We start from the raw sequence: 15,295 nt of genomic DNA, 5'->3' as shown, positions 1-15,295 counted from the left end.
AACCACCATGGAACGACTGCGCCGAGAGGTCGAGCCGCGCGAGGCGGGCCTCGACCCGAAGACCCTGGCCCGCCTGGACGCCCATCTGGCCCGGCAGGTCGACGAGGGCCGGCTGCCCGGCTATCTGCTGTCCCTGGCCCGCGGCGGCCGCGTCGCCCACCTGACGACGTACGGACACCGCGACCGCGAGGCGGGGCTCCCCGTCGAGACCGACACGCTGTGGCGGGTCTACTCCATGACCAAGCCCGTCACCTCGGTCGCCGCGCTGATACTGGTCGAGGAGGGCCGGCTGTCACTGACGGACCCGATCTCCCGCTACCTCCCGGAGTTCGCCGAGCCGCGCGTGTACGAGTCCGGGGCGGGCGCCGACGTCCGGACCCGGCCGGCCGAGCAGCCGATCCTCGTGCGCCATCTGCTGACCCACACCTCGGGTCTGACGTTCGGCTTCTACTACGACCACCCCGTCGACGCGCTCTACCGCGACGCGGGCCTGGAGAACTCCGTCCGGCCGGGGGCCACCCTGGCGCAGACGTGCGCGGAGTACGCGCGTCTGCCGCTGCAGTTCGAGCCGGGCTCGCAGTGGAACTACTCCGTCTCCACCAACGTCCTCGGGAGGATCGTCGAGGTGGTGTCGGGGCAGGACCTCGACGCGTTCTTCGCCGAGCGGATCCTCGGCCCGCTCGACATGACGGACGCGGGCTTCCAGGTCGGTCCTGAAAGGGCGGGCAGGCTGGCCGAGTTGTACGGCGAGCAGGAGGACGGCTCGATCGCGCCCGTGCCCGGGCTGCCGTTGCGCGGCGGCCGCCCGCGCTTCCTCTCCGGCAGCGGGGGCCTCGCCGCCAGCGCCCGGGACTACCACCGCTTCGCCGAGTTCCTGCGCCGGCGCGGCGAACTCGACGGCGTACGGCTGCTCTCCGCCGGGTCCGTCGACATGATGACCACGAACCAGCTGCCGGGGGGCGTCGACATCCACACGCACGGCAGTCCCTTCCACCGGCAGCCGGGCAACGTGGGCGTCGGATTCGGGCTCGGGGTGTCCGTGGTCATCGACCCTGCCCGGACCGAGCACCCCTCCTCCCTCGGCACGTTCGGGTGGACCGGGGCCGCGACCACGATCTTCTGGGTGGACCCGGCGCGGGATCTGACGGTGCAGTTCATGACGCAGGTGCGGCGGCGGTCGTCGTTCTCGGTCTATCCCGACCTGAAGCGGTGGGTGCACGAGGCGGTGATCCAGCCGCCGCTCCGACAGGGGCCCGTCACGTAGTGCCTGGCCCCTGTCGGTGGCCTCACTGGGTGAACTCCACGCCCGTCCGGGCCAGTTCGGCCAGCCAGGCCCGCGACCGCTCTCCCGTCTCCGCGGCCCGGCTCAGGCCCGCCGGAAGTGATCCGTCCAGGATGTGTCCCACCCCCAGGGCCAGCGGGAGGGACACCAGGCGGGCCATCGCGCTCTCCTCCTCGGTGCCGACGGCGTCGAGGAGGTGGCGGCCGGACCAGTGCTCTCCCGTACCGGTCCGCACGTCGAGGGAGACCGCCAGGACCACCCGGTCGCGGTCGGCGTCGGTCGTCGGATGGCGGGCCGCCAGTTCGCGGGCCAGCGCGGCGATACGCCGGTCGTCACCGCCCTCCAGCTCCGCGAACACCGGCGCCCAGGCCGCCAGCCAGCCGTCGAGGCGGAGGGTGCCCCGGACGAAGGTCCGCGGTCTCCAGGCCGGCGGGAGGCCGTACTGGGCGACGAAGGGGACGCTGTCGCGGTTGGGGTAGACCTCGAAGGTCTCGCCGTCGATGACATGGGCGCGGGTGGCCGTCCAGGGCCGGTCGGCCGTCGTCTCGGCGCCGTCCTCGATGTAACGGGCGGGCGAGCGAAGCGCGTTGAGCACCCCGGCCGGGGCCCAGCTGAAGCGGTACCTGAAGTCGTTGGGCACGGCCGGCACACCGCCGCAGTACGAGGTGAAGGTGTAGGAGGCGGCTGTCTGCGGCCCGATCGCGCGGGTCGCCCGTGCGATCAGGCTGTGCGCGAAGAGGTGGTCGATGCCGGGGTCCAGGCCGGCCTCGGTGAGCACGGTGACCCCGGCGGCCTCGGCCGCCGGGACCTGCTTCAGGACCGCGTCCGAGACATAGCTGGAGCAGGCGAAGTGGGCCCGCGCGCCGACGCACGCCCCGAGCAGCGGCCCGTGGTCCGGCGCCGGGAGCATCGAGACCACGACGTCGCCCGGTGCCAGCTCGGCCGCGAGGGCCGGCAGGGTGTACGCGCGGGGCTCGGCGCGGCCCGTCAGGCCCAGAGCGGCCAGGGCCTGCCCGGCGCGCTCCTCGCTGCGGTGCCACAGCCGCACCCTGGCGGCGCTGTCGCACAGCGCCGCCAGGCCGCTGCCCGTGGACAGGCCGGCACCGACCCAGTGGACGGTACCGCTCGCGGGAACCACCTCGGCGGTCATCGGGCACCTACCTCTCCGTGAGCCCCGATTCGGCGCTCACCTGACGGAATCGGTCCAGACACCTGCCCCACGCCCCACCGGTCCCGAAGTCCAGCAGCTGCGGCAGCAGCGCGGCCGAGAAGTCGGTGCTCGCCTCCCGGGGCAGCAGGGAGGGCAGGTTGTCGATGGCGATGAGGTCGAGCGGAGGGTGCTCGCGCAACCGCCGTACGGGGTGGTCCCACTCGGTGGTCGTGTCGTAGACCGGCAGGACGTTCATGGGGGAGCCGACGTCGACGGTGACGTCCGAGAGGGTCCGCAGGCGGCGGTCCGGGCCGTCGAGGTCCTTGTCCGTCAGGAACGGCGGGACCGGGCTGGTCGTCAGCACCGTGTTGACCAGCAGGTCGTGGGCGAGCAGGGCCGGCCGGTCCAGGTCGCGGGTCTCGGCCAGGTCCCAGCAGGTCGGCTCGACGCCCGCCTCACCGAACGCCACCCGGGCACCCTGGCCGCTGCGGCCGAGGGCGCCGATCACCAACGCGCGCACGTCACCCGTCGACGACCGGAGTTCGGCCTCCATGGCCTCCTTGGTGGTCGGCTGGAGAGGGCTTCGCAGAGCGCCCCGGTGGTGCAGCACGGCGAGGGCCGCGCCCAGATAACCCGCCCAGAAGCCGAAGGCGGCGAGCCTGCGGCCCCGGTCGTCCACCAGGTACTCCAGGTCCAGCAGCGCACCGCCCCCGGCCGCGAACCTGCGCAGCAGCGCCCGTGCACCGGGCTGCCCCTTGTAGGCGTGACCGAAGAAGATGTGGCGGTGGGTCAACTCGTCCGGTGTGTCCGGGAGTTCCTTGAGGCCCACGATCACCGCGCGCGCCGACGCCGAGACCCAGGAGCCGGGGTCGGCGACCTGGCAGCCGGCCTTCTCGTACTCCTCCAGGGGGAAGATCCGCTGTGGGGACTTCTCGACGGTGATCCGTACTCCGCTCTCGACGAGCCGCCGGGCGTCGGACGGCACGATCGGGGTGCGGCGTTCGGTGGTGCGGGTCTCGTGACGGAGCCACAAGTGGAGATCGGTCATACGAGGTTGGCCTCCGGGCGCAGGGTGTCGGCCGTGAACCGGTCGACGCTCAGCGGGCTGATGTCGACGAAGGGTACGCGCCCGAGGTACAGGTCACGGACCACCTCGCCGACCGCCGGGCCCTGGAGGAACCCGTGGCCGGAGAACCCGGTGGCGTACAGGAAGCGGGAGCACGAACCGGCTTCGCCGATCAGGGCGTTGTGGTCCGGAGTGATCTCGTACAGGCCTGCCCAGCCGCCCGTCCGGCGCAGGTCGAGCAGGCCGGGCGCGCGGCGCTCCATGGCCTCGTACAGGCGGGGGATCCAGCGGTCGTGGGTGTCGGTGGAGAAGCCGGGTCGCTCGTCGGGGTCGGACATGCCGACCAGGAGGCCGGGGCCCTCGGTGTGGAAGTAGAGGCTGCTGGTGAAGTCGATCGTCATGGGGAGGTTCGGCGGGAGACCGGGGACGGCTTCCGTGACGGCGATCTGGCGGCGCAGGGGCTCCACGGGAAGGTCCACGCCGACCATGGCGCCGACGGACCGGGACCAGGCTCCGGCCGCGCACACGACGGTGTCGGTGACGATCCGTCCCTTGCTGGTGACCACCGCGGTGATCGTGTCCCGCCAGGTCTCGATGCCGAGGACCTCGCAGGCGCGCAGCACGGTCGCCCCGTGGCGGCGGGCCCCGGCGGCGTAGCCGTGGACCACGGACTCGGGGGTGCAGTGCCCGTCGTCGGGCGAGAACGCGGCGGCGAGCAGGCCCTCGGTGGAGATCAGCGGGGAGAGCAGCTGGGCCTCGGCCGGGTCGAGCATGCGGCTGGGGACGCCCAGGTCGTTCTGGAGCCGCACCCCGGCCTCGAACTGGGCGACCTCGCCTGGGGTCGTCAGGAGGAACAGGTAGCCGACCCGGTGCAGTCCGATGTCGTGGCCCAGTTCCTGCCGGAAGCGGCCGAACGCCTCCAGGCTGCGGGCGCCGAGCTGGATGTTGAGTTCGTCGGAGAACTGCGCGCGGACCCCGCCGGCGGCCCTCGCGGTCGATCCGGAGGCCAGTTCGTCGCGTTCGACGAGGACGACGTCCTCCACTCCGGCGGCGGCGAGGTGGTAGGCGATGCTCGTCCCGATGACGCCTCCGCCGATGACGACGACCCGTGCGCTGCGGATCACGAACGCTCCCTTCGCCCGACCCCGGTCGGACGGCCCGACCGAATCAGGTCTTCCACCACGGGCGAACGTTCATGCGGAGCGCCCGCGTACCGGCTCGTGCGAGGGCGGCGCGTGGGGCGCTCCGGGCGGGCGCGGCGGCCGGTGTCGGAGCCGTGGGCACGCCTCCGGGACGGCCGCCGCGCGGACCCCGGCGCTCAGGACGAGTGGACCACCGCGTCCAGGTGCGGCAGGTAGTGGTCGAGCCGCTCCCGCTTGGTGCGCAGGTAGGTGATGTTGTCCTCGCACGGCGTGATCAGCAGCGGCACCTGTTCGGAGACCGTGATGCCGTGGCGCAGCAGCGCCTCCCGCTTGCGGGGGTTGTTGGACATCAGCCGGACCGACCGTATGCCGAGGTCGTGCAGCATCTCGGCGGCCACCCGGTAGTCGCGGGCGTCCACCGGCAGTCCGAGGGCGAGGTTCGCCTCGACGGTGTCCAGGCCCTCCGCCTGGAGCTTCATCGCCTGGAGCTTGGCGAGCAGGCCGATCCCGCGGCCCTCGTGGCCGCGCAGGTAGACGAGCACGCCGCGGCCCTCGGCGACTATCGCCCGCAGCGCGCTGTCCAGCTGTTCACCGCATTCGCAGTGCTGGGAACCGAACGCGTCACCGGTCAGGCACTCCGAGTGCAGCCGTATGAGAATTCCCTCACCGTCGCTGATGTCGCCGTACACCAGTGCCACTTGTTCCTCGCCGCGGTCCTGGTCGAGATAACCTACGGCCTCGAAGTCGCCGTAGGTCGTGGGCAGGGGGGCGTTCACCACACGTACGGCGCCGGAGGACTGGGCATTCGTGCCGAGTACACCAACATTTTCTGTCATGATCTGTTCCAATCTGGTAAGCCCTGGCGTCATGCGAAAATGACGGAGCATCAGCAGAGACGAAAGGCCGTGTAAAGATGAGCAGTTCGAGTCTTGTTCCGACGGACACCACCGCGGACGTCCGCGCGCGGGGGGAGCGGGCGGCCGGTCCTCAGGTCGCGGTGCTCCCCGTCGGCAGCTACGAGCAGCACGGCCCGTATCTGCCGCTGGCCACCGACACCCTCGTCGCCTGCGCCATATCCCGGGAGATAGCGGCCGTGTATCCGGTGCATCTCCTGCCGCCGGTGACCATCGCCTGCTCGCACGAGCACGCGGCCTGGCCGGGCACCGTCAGCATCTCCGCGACGACCCTGCACGCGATCGTCCGCGACATCGCCGCGTCGCTGCGCCGCTCGGGCGTCGAGGCACTGGTGGTGGTGAACGGTCACGGCGGGAATTATGTCCTGGGCAACGTCGTCCAGGAATCCACCGCGGCGGGACATCGAATGGCGCTTTTCCCGGCGATGGAGGACTGGGAAGCCGCCCGCGAACGGGCGGGCGTACAGACCTCGTTGCTCAGTGATATGCATGCGGGAGAAATAGAGACCTCCATACTTCTGCATTGCCATCCCGAATTGGTCCGGCCCGGTCACGAGACCACCGACTTCCTTGCCGACGACCGCCGTCATCTCCTCTCCCTCGGTATGTCGGCCTACACCGATTCCGGTGTCATCGGCCGTCCGTCCCTGGCATCCGCCGCGAAGGGAAAGGAGTTGCTGGCAGGGTTCGTCCATTCCTTCGGCGCGTACTTCTCGTTGGTCACCTCGGACGCCTGGGACACGGGAACGGTTCCGCCCGGGACGTCCTCGGCAGCCGCCTCGTCCGCCGGCTGACGGCGGGCCCGCAGGGAGCCGTACCAGCGTCCGACGAGCACGAGGGCCCCCGGGAGGGCGGCCGCGAAGCTGAGCACACCGTAGACGACGGCCACGGTCAGGCCCTGCGAGGCGCCCAGACCGGCGGCGCCGAAGGACCAGGCGGTGACGCCCTCGCGGGGGCCCCAGCCACCGACGTTGAGCGGCAGGCTCATGGCGATCAGGGCCAGCAGCGCGAGGGGCAGGAGTTGCGGCGTGGTCGCGCCGGAACCGGCGACGCGTGCGGCGAGCAGGAACGTCGCCACGTACCCGGCGAGGACCGCCACCGAGGAGACCAGCACGGCGGGGCCGCTGTCGCGGTCCAGCAGCGCGCCGCGCGCCTCGGCGAGAGCGGCCCGGACCCGGCGGCCCCGGCCCTCGCCCGGCCCGCGGCCCGTCCGGGTCGCGGCCCAGATCGCCGACACGCCCAGCGCGACGAGCGCGGTCAGGCCCACCGCGTGGCGGGTCTGCTCGCGCACCGGCGAGGGCAGCACCAGCAAAACCGTTACGCCCACGACCGCCAGCACCAACTGGCCCGCGGTGCGCTCGATGACCACCGCGCGCACGCCCCGGCCCATGTCCCCGGAGCTCCGGCCGTGCCGCACCGCGCGGTGCACATCGCCGAGGACACCGCCGGGCAGGGCCGCGTTGAGGAACAGCGCCCGGTAGTAGTCCGCGACGGCGGGCCCGAGCCGCAGCCTGATGCCGAGCGCCCGCGTCACCGCGCACCAGCGCCACGCGCTGCACACCGTGGTGAACACACCGATCGCGACGGCCGCCGCCAGCGTCCCGCCGTCGATCCGCCGCAGCCCGTCCACGAACACGCCGGTCCCCATCCGCCAGAACACGACGACGAGGATGACCGTTCCGGCGAGCGTGCCGAAGTGGGTGCGCAGGGCGCGGGTGACCGCCGAGCCGCCGGCCTTCGAGGCGGTGGGCCCGTCCTGGGCGGTGGGGTCGGAGACGGTCGCGGGGGTGGCGCTCGGCTCCGGGACCGCCCGGCGCGGGCCCGCGCCGGGCGTGAGCGCGCGGGCCTCGACCGTCTCCTCCACCGGCGCCGTCATGAGACCCCGCCCGTGGGCCGGGGCAGGGCCAGCAGGTCGCTGTGGTGGACGACGACGCGGAGGTCGCCGGCCGCGCCGGCCGCGAGCCGGTCGCGGAGGTACGCCTCGGCGCGCTGGGTGAGTTCGGGGCGCTGTTCGCAGGCGGCGCCGACCCAGCCGCGCAGCCACTCCTCGGTGAGGGCGGTGTACCGCGTGTCGAGCTGCCACGGGCTCGGGTGGACGCGCACCGTGGCGCCCTGCTGGGCGAAGGCCTCGCAGGCCACGGTGATGGCGTCCGGGCCGAGCAGATCGCTCGCGCGCTGGTGGGCGTTGAACGCCTCGGCGAACTCGGCGTCCATGGGGTGGGCGGGGGCGATGTCCACCCGGCCCACGACCGACAGCGTCAGCAGGGCGGGGACCCCCGCGCCCGCGCAGGCCGCGGCGAGCGCCTCGATCTCCTCGCGGGTGAGCACGTCGAGGAGCGCGGACGCGGTGACCAGCGAGGCACCGGCCAGGTCGCTCGCCGTCAGCCGCCCGATGTCGCCGCGCCGAGTGGTGACCGTGACGGGGCTGCCGTCGGCGGCCGCGCGGGGCGCCCGCGCGACGGCCAGCCGCAGCAGGTTCGGGTCCTGGTCGTGCAGGACCCAGCGCTGGGCGCCGTCGAGCCGGGGCGCGAGCCAGCGGCCCATGGAGCCGGTGCCGCAGCCCAGGTCGTGGACGGTCAGCGCGGTGGCCCGCCCGGGCAGGTTCGCCAGCCGGATCCGCAGCGGGTCCAGCAGCTCCGCCGCGCGGGCGTCGGCGTCGGCGCTCTCGCGCAGCTCCAGCCACTGCGGCGCGTACTGGTGCCCCTCGGGCGCGGGTGTGTCACCGCCGCGCCCTGCCATGCTCAGCGCGGCCCCGGCGGCGGACGTACCGGCCGTCGCGGCGGTGGGGCCCACGGACAGCGGGCCGCCCGCGGACGCGGTCATGTCGGCGGAAGTGGTCATGCCGCCCTCCGGGGGTCGTGCCGCAGCCGTCCCAGTACGTGGGCGAGGCTGCGGGCCGTGGTCGCCCACCCGTCCAGCGCGGCTCTGCGTCCGCGCGCCGCGGCCTTCAGCCGGCGCCGCACGTCGGCCTCACCGAACCAGCCGCGCAGCTCCGCCGCGATGGCCGCGGGGTTCTCCGGCGGTACGAGGATGCCGGGGACCCCGCCGTCGGGGGCGCGGCCGACGGCCTCGGGCAGTCCGCCGACATCCGTGGCCAGCACGGGGATCCCGCGCGCGAGGGCCTCGGTGACCGCCATGCCGTACGTCTCGGCGTAGGAGGTGAGGACCATGAGGTCGGCGGCGGCGTAGCTGGCGTCGAGTTCCGCGCCCGCCTGCGGTCCGGCCAGGTGGAAGCGGTCCTCCAGGCCGAACTTCGCGATCAGCGTGCGGATGTGGTCGACGTACTCGGGCTCCTGGTCGAGGCCGCCCACCAGGACGCAGCTCCAGCGCAGTTCGGTGACGGTCGCGAGGGCCTCCACCAGCCGGTGCTGGCCCTTGCGGGGGGTGACCGCGGCCACGCACAGCAGCCGGGAGACGCCGTCGGTGCCGGAGGCGAGAGGCGCGATGTCGGCGCCCGGGGCGGCGACATGGACCCGCTCGGGGGCGAGCCCGTGGTGTGACACGAGTCTGCGGACGGCCCATTCGCTGGTCGCGATCACGGCGGACACGCCCCGCAGGGTGGCCCGCTCCTTGGCGTCGAGTTCGGCGGCGAGCACGGGGTCCAGGCCCGTCTCGTCACCGAGCGGCAGATGCACCAGCACGGCGAGGCACAGGCGCTCGGCCTCGGGGAGGATGATCTCCGGGACACCGCAGGCGACCAGACCGTCCAGCAGGACGACCGTGCCGTCGGGGAGTTCGCGCAGCGTACGGGCGAGTTCGGCGCGGGCCGGCTCCGACGGGCTGGGCCAGCTGCCGGCGACGGTGTGCTTGTGCACCTGCCAGCCGAAGCCGGGCAGATCGAGACAGATCCGGCGGTCGTAGGCGTTGCCGCCGCTCGGGCGGGCCAGGTCGTCCACGCCGCCCGGCATCACGAAGTGCATCGAGCGCAGCGACATGGGGACGATCGCGGCGTTCTTCAGCACCGCGTTCTGCACGGGCACATAGCCGAGCCGCACTTGCTCTCCCCCGTCTGCCTGGACAGCGCTGCCGTATGCCTGGGCGGTGCCGACGACCGCCCGGTCGATGGTCACGTCGGTCACAGGGCACGCTCGTAACTCGCCCAGGCGATGTGCGACTCGTGCAGGGTGACCGTGATGCCCGCGATGCCCTTGGCGTTCTCCCCCAGGGCCCCCTTGTGGATCCGCTCGGCGAGGCGGTCCGCGATCACCTTCGCCAGGAACTCCGTCGAGGTGTTCGTGTGGGCGAAGGCGGGCTCGTTGTCGAGGTTGCGGTAGTTCAACTCGCTCACCACGGCACCCAGCTCCTGCGTGGCCAGCCCGATGTCTACGACGATGTTGTCGTCGTCCAGTTCGGCGCGCCGGAAGGTGGCGTCCACGAGGAAGGTGGCGCCGTGGAGGCGCTGCGCGGGTCCGAAGACCTCCCCGCGGAAGCTGTGGGCGATCATGATGTGATCGCGGACGGTGATGCTGAACAACGGACGACCCTCCAGTGCGGTACGTCTGCCCCCGGGCCGGGGCATGCCGTGTAGTACGGCTGCTCCCTACCCGTTGTTCAGCCGAGTTTTGCTGTTTCTTTGGAGGTCGATGTTCCGTTCGGGCAGTTCAGGGGCGGGTGGGACAACCCGGAACGGTCGACCTCGGGCTCACTCGGCCTCGTAGCGGACACGATGACACATGCCCGGCAGCTCTCCGCTCGCCAGCTTCGGCAGGACGTCCGGGAGTTCCTCGAAGGCACACTCTCCGGTGACGAGCGCGTCGAAACGGGCGTCGGCGAGGAGTTCGAGGGCGAGCGCCAGCCGGTCCGCGTACGTACGTCCGGCGCGGGCGGCCGGGGAGACGGTTCCGACCTGGCTGCTGCGGAGGGTGAGGCGGCGCGAGTGGAAGGCCTCGCCCAGCGGCAGGGCGACGCGGCGGTCGCCGTACCAGCTCAGCTCGATGACCGTGCCCTCGGCGGCGAGGAGTTCGAGACAGTGCGCGAGTCCCTGTTCGCTGGCGCTGGCGTGCACCACGAGGTCGCACTCCCCGAGCGCGTCCTCGGGCAGCGCGAAGTCCACGCCGAGGGCGCGGGCGATGTCGGCGCGCGCGGGGTCGGCGTCGACGAGCTGGACGCGGACGCCCGGGTAGCGGGCGAGCAGCGCGGCGACCGAGCAGCCGATCATGCCGCCGCCCACGACGGCGATCCGGTCCCCGATGAGCGGGGCCGCGTCCCACAGGGCGTTGACGGCGGTCTCCACGGTCCCGGCCAGGACGGCCCGCGCGGCGGGCACCGACTCCGGAACGACGGTGACGGCGCTCACGGGAACGACGTAGCGGCTCTGGTGCGGATACAGGCAGAAGACGGTCCTGCCGACCAGTGCGTCCGGCCCCTCTTCCACCCGCCCGACGCTGAGATAGCCGTACTTCACGGGGGCGGGGAAGTCCCCGTCCTGGAAGGGCGCGCGCATGGTCGCGTACTGGTTCTCGGGCACCTGGCCGCGGAACACGAGCGTCTCGGTGCCCCGGCTGACTCCCGAGTACAGCGCGCGGACGAGAACCTCGTCGTCAGCGGGTGTGGCGAGGGTCTCCTCGCGGATCTCACCCACTTCGGGGGAGCGTAGCCAGAAGGCTCGGGCTGTCGGTTTCATGTGCGTCTCCGTGAACGGTCGAGCGGTTCGCCACGTACGCAGCGGTGGAAGTTCGCGGACACGGTACGCGGCGATGATCCACTTGTCACACGTTCGGAAGGTATGCGGTGGCCCTGATCAACACATACGACGGCCGGCTGTTGCTCTCGGAGACGACTGTGGGCGCGGGCGCCCAGGTGCTGCTCCTCGCCTTCCTGGGCACGGCGATCGGACTGGGCCCGGCGGGCTGGCTGACCGGGCTGGCCTTCGGGCTCGCCACCTGGGCCGTCCTCAACCGCGCCCTGCTGCGCACCCGGACCCGCACCTTCGGACCCGCCAACCGCGTGACCCTCGGCCGGGCGATACTCGTCGGCGCCGTGACCGCCCTGGTCGCCGACTCCTTCCAGGGTTCGCCGCCGGTCTCGCTGTTCGTCGGCCTGACGGCCGTGGCCCTGATCCTCGACGGTGTCGACGGCCAGGTGGCCCGGCGCACGAACACCTCGACCGCGCTGGGCGCGCGCTTCGACATGGAGGTCGACGCGTTCCTGATCCTGGTGCTGAGCGTGTACGTGGCGATGTCGATGGGCCCGTGGGTGCTGCTGATCGGTCTCATGCGGTACGGCTTCGTCGCCGCCGCCAAGGTCCTGCCCTGGCTGAACAACTCCCTCCCGCACAGCATGGCCCGCAAGACGGTCGCCGCGGTCCAGGGCGTCTTCCTGCTGGTCGCCGCCTCCGGTCTGCTGCCCTACGCGGCGGGCTTCGCCCTGGTCGCGCTGGCGCTGGGCTCGCTGCTCTGGTCCTTCGGGCGGGACATCGCCTGGCTGTTCCGCAACCGGACGGCCGACGTCGAGCCGACGGCGGCCACGGCGACCGCCGGCGCGACGGTGACCGTGGCCGTGGTGGCCCCCGCCGCGCGCCGGACCGCCGAACTCGTCACGAGCTGACGGACGGCCGGCCGACGGGCTCACCGCGAGCCCAGCCCGTGCGGGCCCGGCTCAGGGGCCCTTCGCACGAGGGGAATCGCGGCAGCGACTCAGCGGACCGTGAGGACGATCTTCCCCGTGGTCCGGCCGGTCTCACCGTGGGCGTGTGCCTCGGCCGCCTCGGCGAGCGGGAAGGTCGCGTCGACGAGAGGGCGCAGCTGCCCCTTCTCCACCAGTTCGGCGACGGCCCGCATCCCCGCGTGGTCGGCCTCGACGAGCATCGGCTCCAGCCGTACGCCCAGCTCCGCGGCCCGCTTCAGGTCCTCCTCGTAGCCGTGCGGGAGGATCGTGACGAGGACGCCGCCCGTGCGCAGGACGTCCAGGGAACGGCTGCGGACGTCACCGGCGAGGGTGTCCAGGACCACGTCGACGTCGGCGACGGCCTCGGTGAAGTCCGTGGTCCGGTAGTCGATCAGTTCGTCCGCGCCCAGCTCGCGCAGCAGTTCGTGCTTGCCCGCGCTGGCCGTGCCGATGACGTACGCGCCGCGCGCCTTGGCGATCTGCACGGCGAGGTGGCCCACTCCCCCGGCGGCGGCGTGGATCAGGACGCGCTGCCCCGGCCCGACGCCCGCGGTGTCGACGAGCGCCTGGTACGCGGTGAGCGCGGCCAGCGGCAGGGCTCCGGCGCGGACGTGGTCGAGGCCGGCCGGCTTGTGCGCGAAGGACCGGGCGGGCGCCGTGGCGTACTCGGCGTAGGCGCCCGCGCGGTGCGGGTAGGGCAGCATGCCGAAGACCTCGTCGCCCGGCTTGAAGAGGGTGACCCCGAGGCCGACCTGCTCCACGACCCCCGAGACGTCCCAGCCGAGGACGGGCAGCGGTTCCGCGTGCCACAGTCCGAAGGCGCGGTTCTTCCAGTCGGTGGGGTTGACGCCGGCCGCGTGCACCCGGACGAGGATCTCGCTCATGAGCGGGGCGGGACGCGGCAGTTCGGTCTCCCGCAGCACCTCGGGGCCGCCGAAGGTGTCCTGGGTCATGGCGCGCATGCCGGCGGCGCCGCTGTTCTTCTCGGTGGTTTCCGTCATGCCGTCCAGCCTGCGACGGGCCGACGATCACGGCAATGGCAGGATGGCCATCCTTCGATGGGATCGTGCCACACTGGTCGGCATGACATCCCCGCACCGTGTGGTCGTCCTCGCCCTCGACGGGGTCTACCCCTTCGAACTGGGCGTCCCGAGCCGGATCTTCGACGCGACCGAGGGCCTGTACGAGGTGCTGACCTGCACCGCGGACGGGCGGCCTGTGCGTTCGGCGGCCGACTTCGCCATCGCCGTCGATCACGGCCCCGAGGTACTGGACACGGCGGACACCGTGATCGTCGCCTCGTTCGGGCTCACCCCTGCCGCGGCGCACCTGCTGTCGCCGGAGCTGCCGGAGCCCGTGGCGGCGGCGCTCGCCCGGATCCGGCCCGGCACCCGGCTGGTGTCCATCTGCACGGGCGCCTTCGTGCTGGCCACGGCCGGACTGCTGGACGGCCGGCCCGCCACCACGCACTGGGCGCTGGCCCAGGCGTTCCGGGAACGCTTCCCGAAGGTCGACCTGGACCCGGACGTCCTGTTCGTCGACGACGGTGACGTCCTCACCTCGGCCGGTGCCGCCTCCGGCATCGACCTCTGTCTGCACCTCGTGCGCAGGGACCACGGCAGCGAGGTCGCCAACCGGGTCGCCCGCCGCTGCGTGGTGCCACCATGGCGGGAGGGCGGCCAGGCGCAGTACATCGAGCAGCCCGTCCCCCAGGACCCGGCCAGCGGTACCGCCGCCACCCGGCAGTGGGCGCTCGAACACCTGGACGCCCCGCTGGCGCTGGCCGACCTCGCCCGGCACGCCCGGATGAGCCTGCGCACCTTCGCCCGCCACTTCGGCGACGAGGTCGGCATGAGCCCCGGCCGCTGGCTCGTCCAGCAGCGTGTGTCCCGCGCCCGTCACCTCCTGGAGTCCACCGACCTCCCGGTCGACGAGATCGCCGGCCACGTCGGCTTCGGCACGGGCACGTCGCTGCGCCAGCACCTGCACGCGGCGATCGGGGTGTCGCCGCTGACGTACCGGCGTACGTTCCGGGCGGGGGCCGAGGCTCCCGCACCGGCTAGCCGCTGACGACCGCCCCGGCCCCGGGCGGCATGTTGTAGGGCGTCACCACCTGGATCGCCGACGGAAGGAAGGGGCCCTCGTCGGGGAGGGCCTGGTGGGCGCGCATGATCATCTGGCAGGCGCGGCGGACGTCCTGGCGCAGGTCGTGGTGGAGCACGGCGGAGAGCCGGTGCTCGCGCAGCAGCCGGGTGTTGTCGTGGTCGAGGTCGTGGGCGACGAAGACGTGCGGCTCCCGGCCGAGCGCGGCGAAGGCGTCGAGCGTCGCGGTGTTGCCGCCGCCGATCGAGTAGACGGCGGCGATCCCCGGCTCGCGCCGCAGCGCGTCGAGGACGAGGTCGCGCTGGGTGGCGTCGAGGCCGTCGCTGTCGGTGACCTCGACGAGGGTCCGCCGTGGGTCGACGGCGCGCATCACCCCGCGGAAGCCCATCTCGCGCTCCTCCTCGTTGCGGTAGAAGCCGCGGCTGATCGTCACCAGCACGGCACCCGGCCGGTCGCCGAGCCACTGCCGGACCAGATACGCGGCGGTCGCCCCGGCGGCCCGGTTGTCGATCCCGACGTACGCTCCGCGCGCGCTGCCGGGCAGGTCCGTCACGTAGGTGACCACCGGTGTCCCGGCCGCGACCAGCCGTTCGACGGCGGCGGTCACCTCCGGGACGTCGGGCGCCTTGAGGATCACGCCCTGTGAGCCGCGCCGGCCGATCCGGTCGAGCACCCGGACCATCTCCGAGGCGGACCCCGTCTCCCGGAAGTGGAACCGGGAGCGCACGGCGGCGGGATGCAGGGACGGCAGCTCGGCCTCCAGCGCCTCCCGGACCGCCGTGGAGAACCGCTCCGGGGTCTGCATCACGATGTCGACCATGAACGTACGGCCGCCGATGCGCACCTGCGTCCGCTGCCGGTCCAGGTCCTTGACGGCCTGGTGCACCTCGCGGGCGGTGCTCTCCCGCACCCCGCCCCGGCCGTTGAGCACCCGGTCGACCGTGGCCTGGCTCAGCCCGGCCTGACGGGCGATCTCACGGATCGTGTAGGGGTGTGTCATGGCGATGTGTCCCGGATGTCGACGCTCCCGGC

The 15,295-nt window shown here is 72.9% G+C and carries 14 protein-coding genes and 1 pseudogene; 4 read left to right on the top strand and 11 right to left on the bottom strand.

The window, feature by feature from the left end; genetic code table 11:
• Positions 1-7: 7 nt before the first annotated feature.
• Positions 8-1,264: a serine hydrolase domain-containing protein gene (locus tag H4687_RS37615; RefSeq protein ID WP_046917347.1), complete on the top strand. Its 1,257-nt coding sequence runs from the start codon at positions 8-10 to the stop codon at positions 1,262-1,264.
• A 22-nt stretch (positions 1,265-1,286) separates the two neighbouring features.
• Here the strand turns inward: H4687_RS37615 and H4687_RS37610 are convergent, their stop codons facing one another.
• The 4 genes from H4687_RS37610 to ribA form a co-directional block, all read right to left on the bottom strand.
• A complete protein-coding gene (locus H4687_RS37610; protein ID WP_046917348.1) occupies positions 1,287-2,432 on the bottom strand; it encodes a saccharopine dehydrogenase family protein in 1,146 nt (381 codons plus the stop codon).
• Between the two features lie 7 nt (positions 2,433-2,439).
• Positions 2,440-3,480, bottom strand: coding sequence for a saccharopine dehydrogenase (locus H4687_RS37605; RefSeq protein ID WP_046917349.1), 1,041 nt, complete (start codon positions 3,478-3,480; stop codon positions 2,440-2,442).
• Complete coding sequence (locus tag H4687_RS37600; protein ID WP_046917350.1) at positions 3,477-4,622, bottom strand: NAD(P)/FAD-dependent oxidoreductase; 1,146 nt, start codon at positions 4,620-4,622, stop codon at positions 3,477-3,479. The genes H4687_RS37605 and H4687_RS37600 overlap by 4 nt, the downstream gene beginning before the upstream one ends.
• Before the next feature lie 194 nt (positions 4,623-4,816).
• On the bottom strand, positions 4,817-5,476 hold the full coding sequence (gene ribA, locus H4687_RS37595) for a GTP cyclohydrolase II (protein ID WP_046917351.1): 660 nt from the start codon (positions 5,474-5,476) through the stop codon (positions 4,817-4,819).
• Positions 5,477-5,553: 77 nt separating this feature from the next.
• On the opposite strand from ribA, the gene H4687_RS37590 reads away from it, so the two are divergent.
• The gene (locus H4687_RS37590) at positions 5,554-6,348 is read left to right on the top strand and encodes a creatininase family protein (protein WP_078907407.1); all 795 of its coding nucleotides are present in this window, start codon (positions 5,554-5,556) and stop codon (positions 6,346-6,348) included.
• A gap of 65 nt (positions 6,349-6,413) precedes the next feature.
• Here H4687_RS37590 and H4687_RS48220 read toward each other — a convergent pair.
• The 5 genes and pseudogenes from H4687_RS48220 to H4687_RS37570 all read right to left on the bottom strand — a co-directional run.
• Positions 6,414-7,430 (bottom strand): annotated as a pseudogene (locus tag H4687_RS48220) (lysylphosphatidylglycerol synthase transmembrane domain-containing protein); the annotation flags it as partial.
• The gene (locus H4687_RS37585; protein ID WP_046917354.1) at positions 7,427-8,395 is read right to left on the bottom strand and encodes a methyltransferase domain-containing protein; all 969 of its coding nucleotides are present in this window, start codon (positions 8,393-8,395) and stop codon (positions 7,427-7,429) included. The pseudogene H4687_RS48220 and the gene H4687_RS37585, both read right to left, overlap by 4 nt.
• The gene (locus H4687_RS37580; RefSeq protein WP_046917355.1) at positions 8,392-9,633 is read right to left on the bottom strand and encodes a glycosyltransferase family 4 protein; all 1,242 of its coding nucleotides are present in this window, start codon (positions 9,631-9,633) and stop codon (positions 8,392-8,394) included. The genes H4687_RS37585 and H4687_RS37580 overlap by 4 nt, the downstream gene beginning before the upstream one ends.
• Positions 9,630-10,028, bottom strand: a complete 399-nt coding sequence (locus H4687_RS37575; RefSeq protein ID WP_005484824.1) for a 6-pyruvoyl trahydropterin synthase family protein — start codon at positions 10,026-10,028, stop codon at positions 9,630-9,632. Before H4687_RS37575 ends, H4687_RS37580 begins: the two co-directional genes overlap by 4 nt.
• Before the next feature lie 168 nt (positions 10,029-10,196).
• On the bottom strand, positions 10,197-11,177 hold the full coding sequence (locus H4687_RS37570; protein ID WP_046917356.1) for a zinc-dependent alcohol dehydrogenase: 981 nt from the start codon (positions 11,175-11,177) through the stop codon (positions 10,197-10,199).
• 107 nt (positions 11,178-11,284) lie between these two features.
• Here H4687_RS37570 and H4687_RS37565 point away from each other — a divergent pair, with 107 nt between their 5' ends.
• Positions 11,285-12,100: a CDP-alcohol phosphatidyltransferase family protein gene (locus H4687_RS37565; protein WP_046917357.1), complete on the top strand. Its 816-nt coding sequence runs from the start codon at positions 11,285-11,287 to the stop codon at positions 12,098-12,100.
• Between the two features lie 89 nt (positions 12,101-12,189).
• Here H4687_RS37565 and H4687_RS37560 read toward each other — a convergent pair whose 3' ends face one another.
• On the bottom strand, positions 12,190-13,161 hold the full coding sequence (locus tag H4687_RS37560) for an NADP-dependent oxidoreductase (protein ID WP_046917358.1): 972 nt from the start codon (positions 13,159-13,161) through the stop codon (positions 12,190-12,192).
• A gap of 82 nt (positions 13,162-13,243) precedes the next feature.
• On the opposite strand from H4687_RS37560, the gene H4687_RS37555 reads away from it, so the two are divergent.
• Positions 13,244-14,230 carry a GlxA family transcriptional regulator gene (locus H4687_RS37555; RefSeq protein ID WP_225966941.1) on the top strand — a complete coding sequence of 329 codons (987 nt, stop codon included), beginning with the start codon at positions 13,244-13,246 and terminating at the stop codon, positions 14,228-14,230.
• Here the strand turns inward: H4687_RS37555 and H4687_RS37550 are convergent.
• A complete protein-coding gene (locus H4687_RS37550) occupies positions 14,220-15,263 on the bottom strand; it encodes a LacI family DNA-binding transcriptional regulator (RefSeq protein WP_046917359.1) in 1,044 nt (347 codons plus the stop codon). The two genes, H4687_RS37555 and H4687_RS37550, sit on opposite strands and share 11 nt — an antisense overlap.
• Positions 15,264-15,295: the final 32 nt, after the last annotated feature.

This window comes from Streptomyces stelliscabiei (assembly GCF_014873495.1).
GTDB classification, from domain to species: Bacteria; Actinomycetota; Actinomycetes; order Streptomycetales; family Streptomycetaceae; genus Streptomyces; species Streptomyces bottropensis.
Note: the sequence above shows the minus strand (reverse complement) of the source record. Positions and strands in the feature narration are given on the sequence as shown.